Source organism: Pontivivens marinum (assembly GCF_900231835.1).
Lineage (GTDB): Bacteria > Pseudomonadota > Alphaproteobacteria > Rhodobacterales > Rhodobacteraceae > Pontivivens > Pontivivens marinum.
Map to the genome: position 1 here is coordinate 143,897 of NZ_OCTN01000004.1, position 19,906 is coordinate 163,802.

Annotated in this window: 16 protein-coding genes; 9 read left to right on the top strand and 7 right to left on the bottom strand. The window is 59.2% G+C overall.

What is annotated here, in order from left to right:
• Positions 1 to 84 precede the first annotated feature (84 nt).
• The gene (gene gyrA, locus CR254_RS11350; protein ID WP_097930043.1) at positions 85 to 2,835 is read right to left on the bottom strand and encodes a DNA gyrase subunit A; all 2,751 of its coding nucleotides are present in this window, start codon (positions 2,833 to 2,835) and stop codon (positions 85 to 87) included.
• Positions 2,836 to 3,044: 209 nt separating this feature from the next.
• Positions 3,045 to 3,581 (bottom strand): single-stranded DNA-binding protein, encoded by a 537-nt coding sequence (gene ssb, locus CR254_RS11355; protein WP_097930045.1) that lies wholly within the window; start codon positions 3,579 to 3,581, stop codon positions 3,045 to 3,047.
• 222 nt (positions 3,582 to 3,803) lie between these two features.
• Here ssb and uvrA point away from each other — a divergent pair, with 222 nt between their 5' ends.
• Together uvrA and CR254_RS11365 are read left to right on the top strand one after the other, a co-directional pair.
• Positions 3,804 to 6,665 (top strand): excinuclease ABC subunit UvrA, encoded by a 2,862-nt coding sequence (uvrA, locus tag CR254_RS11360; protein ID WP_097930046.1) that lies wholly within the window; start codon positions 3,804 to 3,806, stop codon positions 6,663 to 6,665.
• Positions 6,666 to 6,765: 100 nt separating this feature from the next.
• Positions 6,766 to 7,203 (top strand): CBS domain-containing protein, encoded by a 438-nt coding sequence (locus CR254_RS11365; RefSeq protein ID WP_097930048.1) that lies wholly within the window; start codon positions 6,766 to 6,768, stop codon positions 7,201 to 7,203.
• A 27-nt stretch (positions 7,204 to 7,230) separates the two neighbouring features.
• On the opposite strand, the gene CR254_RS11370 is transcribed toward CR254_RS11365, so the two are convergent.
• A complete protein-coding gene (locus CR254_RS11370; RefSeq protein WP_180955975.1) occupies positions 7,231 to 7,848 on the bottom strand; it encodes a methyltransferase family protein in 618 nt (205 codons plus the stop codon).
• 201 nt (positions 7,849 to 8,049) lie between these two features.
• Here CR254_RS11370 and coaD point away from each other — a divergent pair, with 201 nt between their 5' ends.
• From coaD to CR254_RS11390, 4 genes are all read left to right on the top strand, one after another.
• Entirely contained in the window at positions 8,050 to 8,541 is a 492-nt protein-coding gene (coaD, locus tag CR254_RS11375; RefSeq protein ID WP_097930314.1) for a pantetheine-phosphate adenylyltransferase, read from the top strand.
• A 92-nt stretch (positions 8,542 to 8,633) separates the two neighbouring features.
• On the top strand, positions 8,634 to 9,143 hold the full coding sequence (locus CR254_RS11380; protein WP_097930052.1) for a peptidylprolyl isomerase: 510 nt from the start codon (positions 8,634 to 8,636) through the stop codon (positions 9,141 to 9,143).
• A complete protein-coding gene (locus CR254_RS11385; RefSeq protein ID WP_097930054.1) occupies positions 9,140 to 9,673 on the top strand; it encodes a peptidylprolyl isomerase in 534 nt (177 codons plus the stop codon). Before CR254_RS11380 ends, CR254_RS11385 begins: the two co-directional genes overlap by 4 nt.
• 117 nt (positions 9,674 to 9,790) lie before the next feature.
• On the top strand, positions 9,791 to 10,189 hold the full coding sequence (locus CR254_RS11390) for an MAPEG family protein (RefSeq protein WP_180955976.1): 399 nt from the start codon (positions 9,791 to 9,793) through the stop codon (positions 10,187 to 10,189).
• 44 nt (positions 10,190 to 10,233) lie between these two features.
• On the opposite strand, the gene CR254_RS11395 is transcribed toward CR254_RS11390, so the two are convergent.
• From CR254_RS11395 to CR254_RS11405, 3 genes are all read right to left on the bottom strand, one after another.
• Positions 10,234 to 13,839, bottom strand: coding sequence for an efflux RND transporter permease subunit (locus CR254_RS11395; RefSeq protein ID WP_097930058.1), 3,606 nt, complete (start codon positions 13,837 to 13,839; stop codon positions 10,234 to 10,236).
• Entirely contained in the window at positions 13,836 to 14,972 is a 1,137-nt protein-coding gene (locus CR254_RS11400) for an efflux RND transporter periplasmic adaptor subunit (protein WP_097930060.1), read from the bottom strand. Before CR254_RS11400 ends, CR254_RS11395 begins: the two co-directional genes overlap by 4 nt.
• Before the next feature lie 167 nt (positions 14,973 to 15,139).
• Positions 15,140 to 15,469: an arsenate reductase family protein gene (locus tag CR254_RS11405; protein WP_097930316.1), complete on the bottom strand. Its 330-nt coding sequence runs from the start codon at positions 15,467 to 15,469 to the stop codon at positions 15,140 to 15,142.
• A 130-nt stretch (positions 15,470 to 15,599) separates the two neighbouring features.
• On the opposite strand from CR254_RS11405, the gene CR254_RS11410 reads away from it, so the two are divergent.
• The 3 genes from CR254_RS11410 (at position 15,600) to der (ending at position 19,216) form a co-directional block, all read left to right on the top strand.
• On the top strand, positions 15,600 to 16,292 hold the full coding sequence (locus CR254_RS11410) for a tetratricopeptide repeat protein (RefSeq protein WP_180955977.1): 693 nt from the start codon (positions 15,600 to 15,602) through the stop codon (positions 16,290 to 16,292).
• 5 nt (positions 16,293 to 16,297) lie between these two features.
• Complete coding sequence (locus CR254_RS11415; protein WP_097930064.1) at positions 16,298 to 17,593, top strand: PQQ-like beta-propeller repeat protein; 1,296 nt, start codon at positions 16,298 to 16,300, stop codon at positions 17,591 to 17,593.
• Positions 17,594 to 17,797: 204 nt separating this feature from the next.
• Positions 17,798 to 19,216 carry a ribosome biogenesis GTPase Der gene (gene der, locus CR254_RS11420; protein ID WP_097930066.1) on the top strand — a complete coding sequence of 473 codons (1,419 nt, stop codon included), beginning with the start codon at positions 17,798 to 17,800 and terminating at the stop codon, positions 19,214 to 19,216.
• A gap of 14 nt (positions 19,217 to 19,230) precedes the next feature.
• Here the strand turns inward: der and CR254_RS11425 are convergent, their stop codons facing one another.
• Positions 19,231 to 19,905 carry an SDR family NAD(P)-dependent oxidoreductase gene (locus CR254_RS11425; RefSeq protein ID WP_097930068.1) on the bottom strand — a complete coding sequence of 225 codons (675 nt, stop codon included), beginning with the start codon at positions 19,903 to 19,905 and terminating at the stop codon, positions 19,231 to 19,233.
• Between the last annotated feature and the right edge of the window lies 1 nt (position 19,906).

Here is a 19,906-nt window from a genome sequence, read left to right on the forward strand (position 1 = left end):
AAAAGCACTCTACCCGATTTTGCCCGTCAAATATGTTTGGGGGCATGCAGGCCGGGCTGAACCCGACCTGCTATTCTTAACGGATCACTCTGCGCTAGGTGCATCCGGTGTTGCATCGGGCAGGGCGTCTTCCTCATCAGGTTCCGCAATCCACGCAACGCTTACGACCTTCTCAGCCTCACGGGTGTTGAACACGCGCACGCCGCCCGCCGAACGGGACCGGAACGAGATATGCTCAACCGGTGTCCGGATCGACTGCCCTGCATCTGTGGCCAGCATGATCTGATCGTGGATTTCGACGGGGAAGCTGGCAACCAGTTGCCCGCCACGCAGCGCCTTATCCATCGCCATGACACCTTGGCCCCCGCGCCCACGCACAGGATAATCGTGCGAGGAGCTCAACTTACCCGCGCCATTTTCCGTTAGCGTCAGGATCAGATCCTCGGCTGCGGACATTTCGGCGTAACGTTCTGGGCTGATCGCGCCGGGGGCGACATCATCCTCATCGGTTTCATCATCAACCGAACCGGCAACCGCGCGGCGCATTTTCAGATAGGCTGCACGCTCCGCCGGATCCGCCTCGAAGTGGCGAATGACGGACATGCTGACGACGTTATCGCCCTCGGCCAGTTTGATCCCGCGCACACCGGTCGAGGTGCGAGAGTTAAACACACGCACCGCCGTTGATGGGAAGCGGATCGCGCGGCCCATCGCCGTGACCAGCATCACGTCGTCTTCCTCGCCACAAATACGGGCGTTAACAAGGCGCGTACCATCGTCGGGCAGGCGCATCGCAATCTTGCCGTTGCGCATGATATTCGTGAAATCGCTCAGTCGGTTACGACGCACATCACCCGCACTGGTCGAGAAGACGACCTGCAAATCACCCCAATCCTCCTCATCCCGATCAACGGGCATTGTCGCGGCTATGCCGGTGCCCGGAGTGATCGGCAGGATGTTGACCAAGGCCTTGCCCCGCGCATTGCGTCCACCCTGCGGCAGGCGCCACGTCTTCAGCTGGAACACCATACCATCGGTGGTGAAGAACAGAATCGCCGTATGCGTGTTGGCAACGAACAGGGTCGTGACGAAGTCCTCGTCCTTCATGTTCATGCCGCCAATCCCCTTACCGCCGCGCCGCTGCGCGCGGAATTCGTCGAGGGGGGTCCGCTTGATATAGCCGCCATTGGTGATGGTCACGACCATCTCCGCCGGTTCGATCAGGTCCTCATCATCCATATCGCCGGCATAGTCGACAATTTCTGAGCGGCGAGGGGTCGCATATTTCTCACGCACTTCTGCGATTTCGCTGCGAATGATCGCCATGATCCGATCACGAGAGCGCAGGATATCGAGGAAGTCCGCAATCTTCACGGCCAGCACTTCCAGCTCATCCGTGATTTCCTTCACGCCAAGCGCAGTCAGGCGTTGCAGACGCAATTCTAGGATCGCATTTGCCTGTTCCAATGACAGGTTATAGGTCCCGTCATCGTTCATCTTATGGCTGGGATCGTCGATCAGCTGGATATATTCCGCAATCTGTGCGGCGGGCCAGCGACGGGTCATCAGCTTATCCCGTGCCTCACCCCGATCGGCGGAGGACCGGATGGTCGCGACAACTTCGTCAACGTTTTCAACAGCTACAGCCAGACCGGACAGGATATGTGCCCGCTCACGCGCCTTGTTCAACTCAAAGGCGGTGCGCCGTGCGACGACTTCCTCACGGAATTTGACGAAGGCGGTCAGGAAACCGCGCAGGGTTAACTGCTCCGGCTTACCATTGTTCAGCGCCAGCATGTTCGCGGCAAAACTGGTTTGCAGCGGGGTGAACCGGTAAAGCTGGTTCAGCACGACATCGGCTGTCGCGTCCCGCTTTAGCTCGATGACAACGCGCACGCCGAAACGGTCAGATTCGTCCTGAACGTGGGCGATGCCCTCAACCTTTTTATCGCGGGCCAGCTCGGCAATCCGCTCAATCATGGTGGATTTGTTCACCTGATAGGGGATTTCACGTACAACAATGGCATAGCGATCCTTGCGGATTTCCTCGACCTCGGTCTTGGCGCGGATCACGACGGAACCGCGTCCCTCCAGATAGGCTTTACGCGCACCCTGACGACCAATGATAATGCCGCCGGTCGGGAAGTCGGGGGCAGGGACGTATTCGATCAGCTCCTCAGAGCTTAGATCAGGATTGTCGATCAGGGCCGACGCCGCGTCCAGCACTTCACCCAAGTTATGGGGCGGAATGCGCGTGGCCATGCCGACGGCAATACCCTCCGCACCATTCACCAACAGGTTGGGATAGCGGGACGGCAGAACCGAGGGCTCAATATCCTTGCCATCATAGTTGGCCTGAAAATCAACGGTATCCTTGTCGATATCGGCCAGCATTGCGTCAGCGGGGGGCGCCATGCGCACCTCGGTATAACGCATCGCCGCCGGACTATCGCCGTCCATCGAGCCGAAGTTACCCTGACCATCGAGCAGCGGTAGCCGCATCGAGAAATCCTGCGCCATTCGCACAAGCGCATCATAGATCGCGGTGTCGCCATGGGGGTGATATTTACCGATCACGTCACCAACGGGGCGCGCAGATTTGCGATAGCCCTTATCGGCGGTGTTACCGGTTTCGTGCATTGCGTACAGGATGCGCCGGTGAACAGGTTTCAAACCGTCGCGCACATCCGGGATCGCGCGAGAAATAATGACGCTCATCGAATAATCGAGGAAGGAGCGTTTCATCTCCTCCTCGATCGTGATGCTGGGCCCGTCATAGACAGGCCGCTGTGGAAGATCGTCTTCGTTCTCGGGTGTTTCTGGGCTATCGCTCACTCGTGGTCCTGCCTATCCCGTGCCGCTACATATTGTGTGTATGTTATGCGACAATGGCGGGGTATTGGCAATCATTCAGCGTGCGAAATCCCCTGTAATTCAACGATGAAGCCGTTGAGGGCTGCATTGCCCGACGCGCGGGCGCAATCGGGCAATGCAAGTTGTGTTTTCAGGCGGTTTTTTGCCTGTCATATCCGGTGTTGTGCGGATCAGAACGGAATGTCGTCATCCATATCTGCGCCGTAGCCGCCCCCGCCGCCAGCATTGCCGCCGCCCGATGCGCCGCCACCGCCATAGGAACCGCCATTGCCGCCCCCGCCGCCATAGGAACCGCCGCTGCTGCGTCCACCGCCGCTGCCGCCACCGTAATCACCGCCGCCGCCCGACTGGCCGTTTGGCCCGTCCAGCATGGTCAGGGTGCCGTCGAACCCTTGCAGCACAACCTCGGTGCTGTAACGATCCGCGCCGGACTGGTCCTGATATTTGCGGGTTTGCAGCTTGCCCTCGATATAAACCTTCGAGCCTTTTTTCAGGTACTGTTCTGCGATGCGCACCAGCCCCTCCTGAAAAATCGCAACGGAGTGCCATTCGGTCTTCTCGCGCCGCTCACCGGACTGCTTGTCGCGCCATGTTTCGGACGTGGCGATGCGCAGGTTGCATACCTTGCCGCCATTCTGAAAGGATCGGACCTCGGGGTCGCGGCCCAAATTGCCGATCAAAATGACCTTGTTGACGCTGCCTGCCATGGGGGCTTCTCCGCTCGTGATTCTGTTTGAGGGCCGAAGTTAGTGCCGCCTGCGACCCGATGCACCCCCGATATTTACCCTAAGCGGATCGCGCCGCCAAATGGTTGCATCACACCGGTTAACAGGCTGTTACGCGCCGCTTCCATATGTTCCACTTCTGTTCTATGGTAAATCCCGTTGCGGACGCTAAGTCTAGCCGAACAACATAAACGGAGCGTGGGCATGGCCGAGCTAAAGACGATTTCGATCCGTGGCGCACGGGAACATAACCTCAAATCTGTCGATGTGGATTTGCCGCGCGACACCCTGATCGTCATTACGGGATTGTCAGGTTCGGGGAAATCCTCGCTAGCCTTTGACACGATCTATGCGGAGGGGCAGCGACGTTACGTTGAATCGCTCAGCGCTTATGCGCGGCAATTCCTCGATATGATGCAAAAGCCGGATGTGGACCACATTACCGGCCTTAGCCCCGCAATTTCGATCGAGCAGAAAACAACCTCGAAAAACCCGCGCTCGACCGTTGGTACGGTTACAGAAATCTACGACTATATGCGGCTGCTTTTTGCCCGCGTCGGCGTGCCCTATTCCCCTGCCACCGGATTGCCGATTGAGGCGCAGCAAGTCTCCGAAATGGTGGACCGCGTGATGGCCATGCCCGAGGGCACGCGCGCCTATCTGCTGGCCCCGATCATTCGGGATCGTAAGGGGGAGTACCGCAAGGAATTTGCCGAGCTAAAAAAGCAGGGCTTCCAGCGGGTAAAGGTAGACGGCGAATTCTACGAGTTGGATGAGCCGCCCACCCTCGACAAAAAATTCCGCCACAATATCGATGTGGTCGTGGATCGTCTGGTGGTGAAGGAGGGGCTGGAAACCCGCCTTGCCGATAGTTTCCGCACCGCGCTGGATCTGGCCGACGGCATTGCCGTGCTGGAAACCGCCGTGCGCGGGGATGAGGAGCCGGAGCGCACGACTTTCTCCGAGAATTTCGCCTGTCCGGTCAGTGGTTTCACCATTCCGGAAATCGAACCACGCCTGTTCTCGTTCAACGCGCCGTTCGGGGCCTGTCCGGTCTGTGATGGTCTGGGGGTTGAGCTGTTCTTTGATGAGCGGCTGGTGATCCCCGATGAATCCCTCAGCCTGTACAAGGGCGCGGTTGCCCCGTGGTCCAAATCCAAATCCCCATATTTCCGCCAGACCATCGACGCACTGGCGACGCATTACGAATTTGATAAACACGCCCCGTGGCACAAATTGCCGCCCCATGTGAAGCAGATCATCCTGCACGGTTCCGGCGAGGAAAAGCTGAAATTCCGCTATGATGAGGGCGGTCGTGTCTACGAAATCTCGCGCGTGTTCGAGGGCGTTATTCCGAACATGGAGCGCCGCTATCGTGAGACGGACAGTTCTTGGTCGCGTGAGGAGATGGAGCGCTACCAGAACAACCGCGCTTGTGGTGCCTGTGATGGTTACCGCCTGAAGCCTGAGGCGCTGGCCGTCAAAATCGACGGCTTCCACGCGGGGCAGGTGGTGCAGCTTTCCATTCGTGAGGCGCTGGACTGGATCGAGCGTGCGCCCGAAACGCTGACCCATCAGCGGCAGGAAATCGCCCGCGCGATCTTTAAGGAAATCCGTGAGCGGCTGGGCTTCCTCGTGAATGTTGGTCTGGATTATCTGACGCTCAGCCGGAATTCCGGCACGCTGTCTGGTGGTGAAAGCCAGCGGATCAGATTGGCCAGCCAGATCGGCTCCGGCCTGACGGGTGTTCTATATGTATTGGACGAACCCTCCATCGGCCTGCACCAACGCGACAATGATCGCCTGCTGACCACGCTGAAAAACCTGCGCGATGCGGGCAATACCGTGATTGTGGTGGAGCATGACGAGGAGGCAATTCGTGAGGCGGATTACGTCCTCGATATCGGTCCCGGCGCGGGTGTGCATGGCGGTCAGATCATCGCACGCGGAACACCTGCGGACATCGCCGCATCTCCGGATTCGATCACGGGCCAATACCTGACCGGCGCCCGCGAAATCGCGATCCCGCGCAAGCGGCGCAAGGGGTCGGGCAAAAAGGTGAAGGTGGTTAAGGCGACAGGCAACAACCTGAAAAACGTCACCGCCGAATTCCCGCTGGGCCTATTATGCTGTGTGACCGGCGTGTCGGGCGGTGGTAAATCCACGCTGACGATTGAAACGTTGTTCAAGACCGCCTCCATGCGTCTGAACGGTGCGCGCCAAACCCCTGCGCCCTGCGAACAGATCAAGGGGTTGGAGAATCTGGATAAGGTCATCGACATCGACCAATCCCCGATTGGCCGCACGCCACGCTCGAACCCCGCCACCTATACTGGCGCGTTTACGCCGATCCGCGAATGGTTCGCCGGTATGCCCGAGGCAAAGACCCGTGGGTACAAGGCAGGGCGGTTCTCCTTCAACGTAAAGGGCGGACGGTGCGAGGCCTGTCAGGGTGATGGCCTGATCAAGATCGAAATGCACTTCCTGCCCGATGTCTATGTCACCTGCGAAACCTGCAACGGCGCGCGCTATAACCGCGAAACGCTGGAGGTGAAGTTCAAGGGCCACTCCATCGCCGACGTGCTGGACATGACGATCGAGGACGCGGCCGAGCTGTTTCAGGCCGTGCCGTCGATCCGTGACAAGATGGAAACGCTCAAACGGGTGGGCCTCGGCTATATCAAGGTGGGCCAATCCTCGACCACGCTATCAGGGGGCGAGGCGCAGCGCGTCAAACTGTCCAAGGAGTTGAGCAAACGCGCCACCGGTCGCACGCTGTATATCCTCGATGAACCAACAACCGGCCTGCATTTCGAGGATGTGAACAAGCTGCTGGAGGTAATTCAGGAACTGGTGGATCAGGGCAATTCCGTCGTCGTGATCGAGCATAACCTCGACGTCATAAAATGCGCCGACTGGATCATCGATATCGGACCGGAGGGCGGCGATGGCGGCGGACAGATCGTGGCCGCAGGTACGCCTGAAAAGGTGGCAAAAACCGAGGGCAGTCATACCGGTCATTACTTGCGCGATATGCTGGCCAAACGCTCGATAGCTGCGGAGTAGCGCCGTCGTGAATCGTATGATTGCGCGTGGAAAATCTATGCTGCTTGACGGGTCCAATATACCTGCGTCACAGTTGGAGCTCAGACAGGAGGGTAAAGCCATGCTCGTACAGCACATTCTCGCTTCGAAGCCCGTTGGGGTCCAAACTGTATCCGCGGATGCGTCAGTTTCCGACGCGACGCAAATGCTATCCAAGCTCAAGATCGGAGCGCTGATTGTGTCCGATGACGGGGGCGCCACGATCCGTGGAATCCTGTCAGAGCGTGATATCGTGCGTGAGGTGGGTGCTCGCGGTGCAAAGGCGCTGTCTGACACGGTCATGGACATTATGACGGCCAAGGTGCAATCTTGCATCCCCGCTGATGAGGCGGTTGAGGTGCTGGCCCGCATGACCCGTGGCCGGTTTCGCCACATGCCCGTTCAGGGCGCCGGTGGTGAGGTGCTGGGCGTGATTTCCATCGGTGACGTGGTAAAGGCGCGGCTGGGCGAAGTGGAGAATGAAAACTCCGCCCTGGCCGATATGATTCGCGGCTACTGATCCGCGCGGCGGTTTCGGCCGCCGTGCCTACCAGATGACGAAATGCGGGATCGACTGGACCTCTCGCAGGATCTCAACAAATTCCGCAAACGGGATCAGCATCAGAAAACTCATCGCATCCACAATGGTGCGGTGAAATGCGCGAACATCCACGGTGACCTCTTGGGTTGAGACATAGGCGAACGGGCTGGGGATGATTTGTGGCACGCGGGCGGCATATTCATCATAAACCGGCCCGAATTTGGCCCGCAGATGCTTTTCCTCGCGCTGCGCAGTGGATCGCAGGATCAGAAATACAGTTCCGGTCAGCAGGATTGTCAGCACGACAGATCCCAGCATCATGCCCAGCCCCAGCACCGCCAGCGTCGAAAACATGTAAAGCGGGTGGCGGCTGATCGAGTAGGGACCGATCTGAACGATCGTCTTATTCTTGCGTCCGCCTGCATATAGGATCGACCACAGTCGCCCGATTACGCCTGCGATCAGCAGCAAAATGCCGACATTCTCAAAGAACTCAAGGGCAAGCGAATCAACGCCCCATGCCGGAGTGCTAAAGATGATAAGCGGAATGACAGCCAGCGCGACAATGCGCAGGGTGATGATACGCGCGCGTTGATTTACGGGGCTAGTATCGGTTGCAATCATAGAAATCTCCATAGTGGATAGGGTTTTCGCATATCCGTTGCGGTGAATTGTTGCAAAAAGGTGTCTGTTCCTAAAAATCGATCAGGTCAACCGAAAATCTCTTGGCGCGCAAATGCTGCAACTGCGCTTGACCTTGGTGGCGCAATAATGTTGCGTCAGGGTGCCGCCATCGTTGGTGGAACTGATTTGGAGAGCATCCTTATGCGCACAGCCCTATACCCCGGTACGTTCGATCCGGTGACTCTGGGACATCTCGACGTTATTCGCCGCGCGATGTCGTTGACCGATAGGCTCGTGATTGGCGTGGCGATAAATCGCGACAAGGGCCCCCTGTTCACGTTGGAGGAGCGGGTCGCGATGATCGAGGCCGAGGCACGCCCCTATGCCGATGAAATTGGCTGTGAGCTGGTTGTGCACCCGTTTGAAAACCTGCTGATCCACGCTGCGCAGGATGTTGGTGCTAGCATGATCATTCGCGGCCTGCGCGCCGTGTCCGATTTTGAATATGAATTTCAGATGGTGGGCATGAACCGCGCCATGAATGACGATATCGAAACGGTGTTCCTGATGGCCGATGTGCATCATCAGGCAATCGCGTCGCGCTTGGTCAAGGAAATCTGCCGTCTGGGCGGCGATATATCGTCCTTTGTCCCACCAGCGATCGCAACTGCATTGCAGGAACGCCTTTCCTAGGGGAATTGAGTGGACTGCATTGGCCTGACCCTCTGGCCTAACGGCGTCTGCGGCCCTACATAGATGGCGAATGAAAACGCGAGGAGATCCACATGGCCGACGCAACACCCGAGAACACCATGATTATCACGCTGCCCGCTGGTGAGGTGCATATTGCACTGCTGCCCGATGTGGCGCCAAAGCATGTTGAGCGTATGAAAGCTCTCGTCGCGGCAAAGGCTTATGACGGCGTGGCGTTCCACCGCGTCATCGACGGCTTCATGGCGCAAACCGGCGATGTTGAGCATGGTAAAGAGGGCGGCGACCCCCGTCGCGCAGGCACCGGCGGTTCCGATCTGCCCGATCTGCCCGCAGAATTTTCCCGCGTTCCGTTCGAGCGTGGAACAGCAGGCATGGCCCGTTCGCAGAACCCGAACTCCGCCAACTCGCAGTTCTTTATCATGTTCGAGGAAGGCGCGTTCCTGAACGGCCAGTACACAGTCTTTGGTCAGGTGACCAAGGGCATGGACCACGTTGATCAGATCAAGCGTGGCGCAGGTGGTTCCGGTGCTGTTACCGATCCTGACCGCATGATCACAGTGCGCATGGGTGACACAGTATGATCGCCCGCCTCGCATTTGTCGCAGCGCTGGCCGCAACGCCACTTGCCGCGCAGGATCTGGTGCTGGAGCTTGAGTCGGGTGAAATCACCATCGCGCTCAACGCGGATGCGGCACCCCTGCATGTGGAGCGTATCGTAACGCTGGCCAATCAGGGCGCCTATGACGGCGTTGCATTCCACCGCGTGATTGAGGGCTTCATGGCCCAAACCGGTGATGTGCGCTGCGGTGTCGAGGGTGCATCCTGCCCCGCAGGCACGGGCGGTTCCGATCTGGACAACCTGCCAGCGGAATTCTCGGACCTGAACTTCGGTCCGGGCGTTGTTGGCATGGCGCGTTCGCAGAACCCGAATTCGGCGAACTCGCAGTTCTTCATCATGTTTGAGGAAGGCGCGTTCCTGAACGGCCAGTACACCGTAATTGGTGAAGTGTCCGAGGGCATGGATGTCGTCAACGGCATCACACGCGGCGCTGGCAGCAATGGTGCGGTTTCGAACCCTGATCGCATTATCTCGGCCACGATTGCCGAGTAATCCTGATCCGCAGTCCGCGCCATGTGCGCGGGCTGCACCCTGATGTGCAACTGAACTGTTGCGCGGGGCGAGTGTGCTGTCACTGTATCGATGCCCTCAGCATGGATAGGACAGATCATGACAGAACCCGCCCTGAACGCCATTGCGCTATACGCTGCGTTCAACACCTTCATCCTCATTTGGCTTGCCGTAAATGTTATGAAACGTCGCGGGGCTGGCAAAGTCTCGGTTGGCGACGGGGGATATGCCCCACTGATCCGCGCGATACGGGGGCAGGCCAACTTCGTCGAATATGTCCCTATGGCGTTGATTATGTTGATGATCATGGCACTGCAAGGTGCGCCCGCCATGGCGATCCACATTGCCGGTATCGTGTTGACCATTGGTCGCTTGCTGCACGCAATGCACTTCATTGCTGAGGACGCACCGGGCTGGCAGCGGATGGTCGGCACCTTGGCCACGCTGATCGTTCTGGTCTTTACCGCTATCGGCCTGATCGGCCACGCGCTGTTCTAAAGCGGTCTGTAATAGTGAAAAGGGCCGCGTGATGCGGTCCCTTTCTATTCTGCGGGACGTGGCTGCTGCGCCGGTCGGAATGGATCAAATGGTTCTGTATCTGTTGGCAGCACGGCCTGCTCATCCTCGGGCCAATCCCATGCAAAGGCACCGGCCTCGCGCATCGTGCGCCGCCGCTCCGCCTTTAGCCGCATGTCGGCGAGGATGCGTTTGTTGCCAAGGATACGCCCCCGCACCCAACGCACGATCCATAGGAAGACCACTCCGGCCCACACCCGCGCCGCCAGCATGGCCGGTGTAAAGATCAGTGTCAGAACCGTCGCGATACCCAATCCGAACACAACCGCCGTTGCCAACTGCGTCCACCACAGGGCCGTCGGCGCATTGACGGTATAACCGCCCGCCGCGAAATCCAGGTTAATCCCCAGCGCCATCGGGGCAAGCCCTGCCATTGTCGTGATTGTGGTCAGCAGCACGGGCCGCAGGCGATCCTGTGCAGTGCGCGAAATTGCCTCTAACCGCGGCATATAGCGGGCATATTCCTGATAGGTGTCGATCAGAACGATGTTGTTGTTCACCACAATCCCCGCCAGCGCGACAATCCCTGTACCGGTCATGATGATCGAGAAGGGCTGCTGCATAATCATCATCCCCCACAACGACCCCGCCACCGACATGATGACGGCCAGCAGAACAACGACGGAGTTGAACAGGCTGTTGAACTGCGCCAACAGGATCACGAACATCAGCCCCAGCGCACCGGCAAAGGCGCTCATCAGGAATGCGCCGCTCTCTGCCTGATCCTCCTGATCGCCGGTCCACTGCCAATCGACCGAGGCTGGCAGCACGTTTTCGGATTCGAGCCATTGCGTAAGCTCGGCAATCCGCTCGGTCGGGTTCAGCAGAACCAGTTGCTCGCCCTCGGCCAGTTCCGCATCGGCACCGGCAAAGCGCAGAGTGGTGCCATCGGCGTCAACGATCTTGTACAAATCCGAGGTTACATTGGCCTTAACGTCGAAATACCGCTCGGAATTATAGCGGTTGATCTCGGCCAGTTTTGGCACAGGCTGGCGCGTGATGAAGTTGGACAATGGCACCAGACCATCGCTGGTGCGGACCTTCAGGCTGTCCAGCGTGGACAAAATCCGGTCCTCAGCAGGGAAGCGCACGCGGATGTCGATCTCCTCATCCGAGCTATCCACCCGCATCGTGTCCAGTAAAATGCCGCGCGTGACCAGTTGAACCATTGCGCCAACTGTCGCCACATCCGCGCCGTAGCGGCCAGCGGCCTGCACATGCACGTCGATTTGCCAGTCGATACCGGGCAGGGGCAGGGTGTCCTCCACATCGATCAGGCCGGGCATTTCGATGAAATGATCGCGCACTGTTGCGGTGGCCTGTTGCAGGTCGCCCCAATCCGTGCCGGTCAGGCGCAGATGGACAGGCTTGCCCGAGGCAGGACCCATCGCGGCCTCGGAAATCTCGGCAATGACACCGGGAATTTCGGCAAGGCGTCCATTGATCTCATCCAGAATATCGTTGCCATCGCGGCGCGTGCCCCATGGCAGCAGTTCGATTTGAACCTGACCGACCGCATCCTTGGGTGCCTGCGCGCCGCCGGTGTTCTGGTTCAGACCGCCGGAACCGGCAAAGGCAAAGATCGACTCAACGCCGTCCACGCCCATGATCACATCCTCAACCTGCGCGACCAGACGGTCCTTTTCCTCAAGGCTGAGATTACCGCGCGCCCGCACATAGGCCACGGCGCGCTCCGGCTCCTGCTCGACAAAGAATTCCACGCCGTAATTATTCGAGCCGAAATAACCGAAGGTGAACCCGACGAAGGCCACAACCCCAATGATCGTTAGCACAGGTGTGATCGGATTCGATGTGTTCGCCCATGTCAGCCAGCCAAAGGCATTGCGCCGATATCCCGCGCGTGGCGTCTGCATCCGTCCATGGGGTTTCAGCGAGCCACCAACCATCGACACCGCCATAAAGGCGAGCGTGGCCAGAACCGCCATCACAACAACCGGCGCACCGGCAGGCACTGTCATCATCAGGTACAGCATGGCAACCAGAACGATCCCAGTCACCGCGAACAGCACGACGCGCACCATCCAATGCGCCCACGCCCGCAGGCCAGCCGCGCCCCGCTCCAGCAGCCGCGAAACACGTCCCGCGACACCGCCGACAACCGGCAGATAGATCAGGGACACCACCAGCGCAGCCGACAGAACAAAGATCAGCGTGACTGGCAACATGCCCATGAACTCACCCGGAATTCCGGGCCAGAACAGCATCGGCAGAAACGCACATAGCGTCGTCGCGGTTGAGGAAACGATAGGCCAGAACATCCGCTTGGCGGAATTGGCATAGGCCTGCATCGGCCCCTCACCATCGGAAATCCGCTTATCGGCATATTCCACGACCACAATCGCGCCATCCACCAGCATACCTACGGCCAAAATCAGGCCGAACATCACGATGTTGGAAATGGTAAAGCCCAGCACCGATAGCAGCGCAAAGGTCAGCAGGAACGAGGTCGGAATGGCAAAGCCAACCAGCAGCGATGACCGCATCCCCAGCGTCGCCAACATCACGATCATCACCAGTGCGATGGCGGTCAGAACCGATGCCTCAAGCTGGCTAACCATGTCGGCCACATTGGTCGACTCGTCCATCGAGAAATCAACCTGCACCGCATCGCGCAATTCCGGCGGCCACAGCGCGACCTGATCCGCAACGGTTTGGCGGATCAGGGCAACGGTGTCGATCAGGTTCACACCCTTACGTTTGACCACCTGTAGGGCGACGGTCGTTTCACCGTTATAACGGGCTGTGCCCTGTGCATCCTCGAATGTCAGGCGAATATCGGCCAGATCGCCAAGGGTGATCACGCGGTCGCCGTTCACCTTGATCGGCAGGTCGTAAACATCGCTGGGATCGTCAAAGCTGGACGGAACCTTCACGCTGAACGAGGCGCTGTCACTGTCCACGGCCCCCGCATTTACCAACTGGTTGTTATTGGTCACCACGGATAGCAATTCCTGCGCGGTGACGTTGTAGGCCTCCAGCCTCAGGGGATCGATTGTGACCTCCAGCATTTCGTCACGGTGACCGGCCAGGCCTGCCTCCAGCACCTCGGGCAGGGCCTCCACCTCGGTTTGCAGGTCCTTTACGACGCGCAGCAAAGTACGTTCAGGGACGTTGCCGGAGAGCGAGACCACGAGGATCGGAAATTCGGAGAAGTTAATCTCAGCAATCGACGGGTCCTCAGCCGCGGCAGGGAAGTCGCCGGTGGCTTGGTCAACCTTGTCGCGGACCTCGGCGATTGTCGCGGCCTTGTCCCAGCCGAATTCAAATTCCAGCACCACAATGCCGATCCCCTCGGCCGCGGTGGATGACATGTCGGCCAGACCCTCAAGGTCGCGCAACTCGTTCTCAAGCGGTTGAACTAGCAGGGTTTCCGCGTCCTCTGCACTGACGCCGGGCAGAGGGGCCGTGACGACCAGAACGGGAATGTCGATGTCGGGCTCACCCTCCTTGGGCAATCCGGCATAGGCCAGAATGCCCGCGGCCAAGGACATGGCAATGAAGGCAAAGATCATCCGGGCACGGCTGGCGGCCCAATCGATCATTCCGGTCATTGGGCTGCTCCCGCATCACGCCGCGTGACAGCCACGGCGCGGCCATCGCTGACGAATTCTTGTCCGACCACGATGATATCAACGCTTTCCGGCAGTCCACCAACCCAGACGCCCGATGCACTGTCGCGGATGACGGAAACGGGGGCGAATTGCGCGGTATCCTCCACAACAATCCGCACGCCCAATGCGCCAGTATCATCAAGTGTCAGCGCCGTTTGCGGCAGCAGATGCGCCTGCACACCGGCCAGCGCGATCAGGATTTCAGCGGTGGACCCGTCGCGCAGAGCACCGGATTCGTTGTCCACCAGAACTTCCACACGGAATGTACGGGTCAGCGGATCGGCGGAGCGTCCGACAAAGGCAACCTCGCCAACGACTTCCTCGCCCGAGATCAACCGACCACCTGCCTGCGCACCGACACTGATACGGCCGATATCACGCTCGGACGCGAACCCGACCAGCCGCACCGTGCTAAGGTCAAGGATCGTGGCGCAAACCGCACCGGTCTGCATCAGGGTGCCAATCTCGGCTGTGTCGGTTTCCAGAATGCCGGAAAACGGCGCGGTGATGGTCAGGCGCTCAATCTCGCGCTCGGCGGCCTCAACGGTTGCGATTGCGGCTTCTAGCTGTGCGTGGCGGGAAATTGCGCTGTTTGCTGCGGTCAGGCCACGTTCCGCCAATTGCGCGGCTGCGGTGTCGTTAGCCTGCGCCTCGCTCAATGCCGCACGGGCCTGTGCCAAGGTGGCGGCGCGAATACCGGGATCGAGACGGCAAAGCACCTCTCCCTCCTCAATCAAACGTCCCTTGCGTAGCTTTTCGGAAATAACCTGCCCGCTGGTTTCCGCAGCAATGTCTAGGCGACGCGCTGCCTCAGTCTGTCCACGTAAAACGATACCACTTTGTACATCCTGCTCGGTCGAATGAATCGCAACCACGGCAACGGGGCGGGGCTCCTCTCGTGCCATCGGCGATGCGGGGGCGGTTACTGTGTCTACTACAGGTGCCGTTTCAGAGGATTCGCCCTCAATGCCGGGGCGTTGCGGTAAGTAGCTTGTAATCAGCTCGCGCTCCATCACGAACAAATAAAGCAGTCCACACACGACAATCGCCGTCAGCAAAGGAATGATTTTCATGGTGCGCTCCGGCGTGTTATTATTGCATGGACGTTTAATCCAGTTATACGCAGAAATAACGACAGAGTTGCATCGCAACAAGAGTGCTAATGTGATTTAAGTGAACGCCGGTCTCTTTTGTCGCAGGCAATGTATGCAAGCGCACAAAGATAGATATTTTGAACGGGTTACGCGCTCAGCAGGGCCGCCTCAACCGTTGAATCCCAGCCTAGGTGCAGCGAATCCCCGTTCCGAATAACAGGGCGGACCATTAGTTTCGGCTTGGCCGCCAATTGGTCCTCTGTCTCCGAATGTTTTAGCCAATCGCTTAGCATGCGCCAATCATTTGATTTGCGATCTACCAAATTATCACCGAACTCCGCGATCAACTCGGCCCATTCCGCCTCAGTCATCGGTTCCTCGCGGATATCGCGGAATGTGACCTGATGGCCTGCTGCCTCCAGCGTTTTGCGGGCGCGCTGGCTAACTGTGCAGGTGTGCAATCCGTAGATAATCACGGTGGTATCTCCCATCTGGTCCGGTTGAAATATCCGGTATCACGCGCACGTTGGCAAGCACTGGTGAAACGGCTTTGCACCCCGCCGCTACGTCGGATAGGATCGCGCCGAAATTAAAGCGAGGCTTCTGGTGAGCAATACCGATTCATTCCTAGATGAAGTGAGCGAAGAGGTCCGTCGTGACCAGCTCTATAGTTACGCACGCCGCTATGGCTGGATCGCGGTTGCTGCCGTGGTTCTGATCGTTGGTGGTGCTGCATATAATGAGTATCGCACAGCCGCACAGCGATCCGCGGCTGAGGCGCTCGGCGGTCAGTTGGATGCGGCACAGCAAACGACCGATCCTGCCGCGCGCGCCGATCTATATGCAACATTGGCGACGCAGGGCGCGGATGCTGACGTGATTGCAGGCTTTGGGCAGGCGCAGGCCATGGCAGAGGCAGGCGACGCGGCGGGTGCATCTGCACTGCTGGACGAGTTGCGCAATTCGACCGAGGTATCGCCGCTATATACGGCGCTGGCCACATTGAAATGGGCCGTTGTGCCGGGGGCCGTGCCGCCCGCGCAGGACCGGATTGATGCGCTGACCACCGTAATTGATGGGGGCAGCCAGATGGGATTGCTCGCACTGGAACAACGCGGTTTGGCCTATGTTGAACTGGGCGATATCGAGGCAGCGCATGCCGATTTCGAATTTGCACTGGCAGATCCGTTGACCACAGCGGGATTGCGTGATCGTTTAACCCAAATAATAATTGCGACAGGCGGCACCACAGGCGCTGCTGTACTGACTACACCGCAAGTACAGACTAACGGGAACTGAAAATCATGATCCTTCGTGCATCGTTGATCGCGCTTGGCGCACTGTCGTTGACGGCCTGTGGTCTATTTGGCGAGGACGAGGAACGCATGCCGGGGGATCGTATTCCCGTACGCCCGCAGGTTGAGCTGAGCACAGGCAGCGGCGACGTTACGCCACTGCCCGTTGCCAGCGTGAATTCCGCGTGGACGCATGAGGGCGGCAGTGCCAGCCACCTGATCCCGCATCCTGCATTGCAGCCCACGCTGAGCCGCGCCTTTGCTGTTTCGGTCGGGCAGGGCAGCACTGAGGGCGGGCGGATGACCTCCGGTCCCGTTGGAAACTCAACTGCGATTTACACTCTGGATGCTGAGGCGCGCGTCACCGCAACTGGCCCAAATGGCCAGCGCCTGTGGTCCCGCTCGCTGATTGCTGATGGGCAACCGGCTGAGGAGGGCTTTGGCGGCGGTGTATCGCTGGGGCAGGGCACGCTCTTTGCCACGACCGGATTTGGTGAGATTTACGCGCTGGACGCGACAACAGGCGCAGTTCAGTGGCAGCAGCGCGCAGATGCGCCATTCCGAGCCGCGCCAACCGTTGCTGGCCGTCGGGTGATTGCGGTCGCGCGCAATGATGTTGCAACGGCTTACGATGCTGATTCCGGTCAGATCCTGTGGCGTCTATCCGGCGCACGCGGCGATGCCGGCGTATTGGCAGGATCGCAGGCGGCCACAAATGGTGCGCTAATCGTTTTGCCGTTTTCGTCGGGTGAGATGGTCGCAGCCTTTTCCCGCAACGGGCGTCGTGCGTGGGCGGCTGCGATTACCGCGGGCCGCCGTGGTCTGGCGCGTTCCTCGATCGGGGACGTAACGGGCGATCCTGTGTTTGGCGATGTTGATGTCATTGCTGGCAATCAGTCGGGCAGTCTGGTGTCGCTGGATGCGCGCTCGGGCCGACGCAACTGGACACATCCTGACGGCGCACAGGATGCAGCGGCCATTGTTGGTCAGGCCGTGTTCTTCGTAACGGATCAGGCGGAACTGTTGCGCCTGGATCGTGCAACCGGTGCTGTGATCTGGCGAACTCAATTGGCGGAACGTAACGCCGATGATGACGAAATTGCCGCGCGCTATCTCGGCCCTGTCGTCGCAGGCGGACGCATTTTCGTGGCGAACGGCCATGACGGGATTGAGGTTTTCTCGCCCGAGGATGGGTCCTCTATTACACGGCTTGCGGTTGCTGGTGGCGTGGCCGGTGCCCCAGCGGTGATCGACAATACACTTTACGTTCTGTCGAATACTGGCACGCTGTACGCCTATCGTTAACTACGCCTCAAGATCATGCAGGTCCGCCACGGCGGGTCTGCATATGTAGATTAGCATCGCAGGCCGCGCACAGTGACTGCACACTTTCCGTTTGTGCGGTTTGGCCGCGGTCGTGTCCGCCTTATTGGCGCAGGTGGCGGACTGCCCCTTTCCAACGCGGTGCAAAGGCGTTAAAGCCCACGCTTCGCATCATTGAGTGAGCCCATGTCCTTTACCCTCGCCATCGTCGGTCGTCCGAATGTCGGCAAATCCACGCTGTTTAACCGGCTCGTCGGAAAGCGCCTCGCGCTGGTCGATGATCAGCCGGGTGTTACCCGCGACCTGCGGGAGGGTGCTGCGCGCCTCGGCCATCTGCGGTTCAACGTTATGGACACCGCCGGTCTGGAGGAGGCAAGCGACGAAAGCCTACCCGGCCGTATGCGCGCCCTGACCGAACGCGCCGTGGGTGAGGCCGATCTGTGCCTGTTCATCATCGATGCTCGCACCGGCGTGACGCGCCAAGACCTTGTTTTCGCGGATATTTTGCGAAAGCGCGCAAATGGCCGTGTGGTCGTTGCTGCAAACAAGGCTGAGGGAAATGCCGGCGATGCGGGCTTCTACGAGGCCTACACGCTGGGTCTGGGTGAGCCTGTCGCCATCTCCGCCGAGCATGGTGAGGGCATGGACGAATTGCGCGCCGTGCTGGAACCATGGGCCGAGAAATTCGAAAATGAGGTCGCCGAGGTTGAACTGGAGGAGGACGAAGAAGCCACCGATCGTCCCCTGCAAATCGCCGTTGTTGGCCGCCCGAATGCCGGTAAGTCCACGCTGATTAACAAGATCATCGGTCAGGATCGCCTGCTAACCGGACCCGAGGCGGGAATCACCCGTGATTCTATCGCCGTCACCACCAAGTGGGGCGAGCGCGATTTCCGTATCTTCGACACGGCCGGTATGCGGCGTAAGGCGAAGGTACAGGAAAAGCTTGAGAAACTCTCGGTTTCCGATGGCCTGCGCGCCGTAAAATTTGCGGAGGTTGTGGTCGTCGTCCTCGACACCTCGATCCCGTTCGAAAGCCAGGATTTGCGCATCGCCGATTTGGCGGAGCGTGAGGGCCGCGCCGTGGTCTTTGCCGCGAACAAATGGGATGCTGAGGATAACCGCGCCGAGAAACTGTCCAGCATGAAGGAGCAGCTCGACCGTTTGCTGCCCCAGCTTTCAGGCACACCCCTGATCACCGTTTCGGCGCTGACAGGTCGTGGTCTGGACCGTCTGCGTGAGGCGATCGAGAAGCAGCATGAGATCTGGAACAAGCGGATTTCGACTGGCAAGCTGAACCAATGGCTGATCGATATGGTCGCCAGCCACCCGCCGCCCGCACCGGGTGGTCGCCGTATTCGTCTGCGTTATATGACGCAGGCCAAAACGCGCCCGCCGACCTTTATCGCGTTCTGTTCCCTGCCTGAGGATTTGCCGACCGCGTATAAGCGTTTCTTGGTCAATGGTTTGCGCCGTGACTTTGACATGCAGGGCGTGCCGATCCGTCTGGAATTGCGCAAGCGTGAAAACCCCTACGCTGATCGTAAGGTTCACCGCGCGACAAAACTGCGTAAGCGGGCCGGTTTCAAAGATAACGAATATTGAGTGGGGTTGCGCTGCTATTGCAGCAGCGCAACCAGCTTTTCCGCCTCGGTGCGAATATCTGCGAGGGTATCGCGATTCTCACCGGGGTGAAAACGTGCACGTACTGCCGTTGCCATTGGCGCGGGGGCGTGCAGGGATACTTTAGGCCCGATTTGCGCAGATTCTGCCTGCCAGCTTTGCCATAGGGCGCGCTGTGCTGCCTTGGACGCGCCATATCCACCATGATAGGCCGCACCAACCATCGGATCGTCGGGTAAGATTGCGTGGCCGGTATCGGAGGCCTTCAGCAGCGGCTCCAACATTGTTACCAGCCGTTGTGCAGCGCGCCAGTTTACCGCAATGGATTTGTCCAATTCCTTAACCGCGACATGGGCGGCGGGGGATAGCGGCGCGGCATAGATTGCCGTGTGAACCCAGCCATCAACCCGGCCCCAACGCTCATGAATTGACAGGCACATACGCTGCAAACCGGCATCGTCGGCAATATCCAATGGCACCAGCGTGATCTCACCCGGCAACGTGTCCACAACGTCGGCCAGGTCCTCTAACCCGCCGACGGTGCGCGCCAACGCCACCACATGTGCCCCACGCGCGGCAGCAACCTCAGCTACGCCGCGCCCCAGCCCGCGAGAGGCCCCTGTGACCAGAACAATTCGTCCGGCCAGATTCTGTGTGATTTCCTGTGTCATG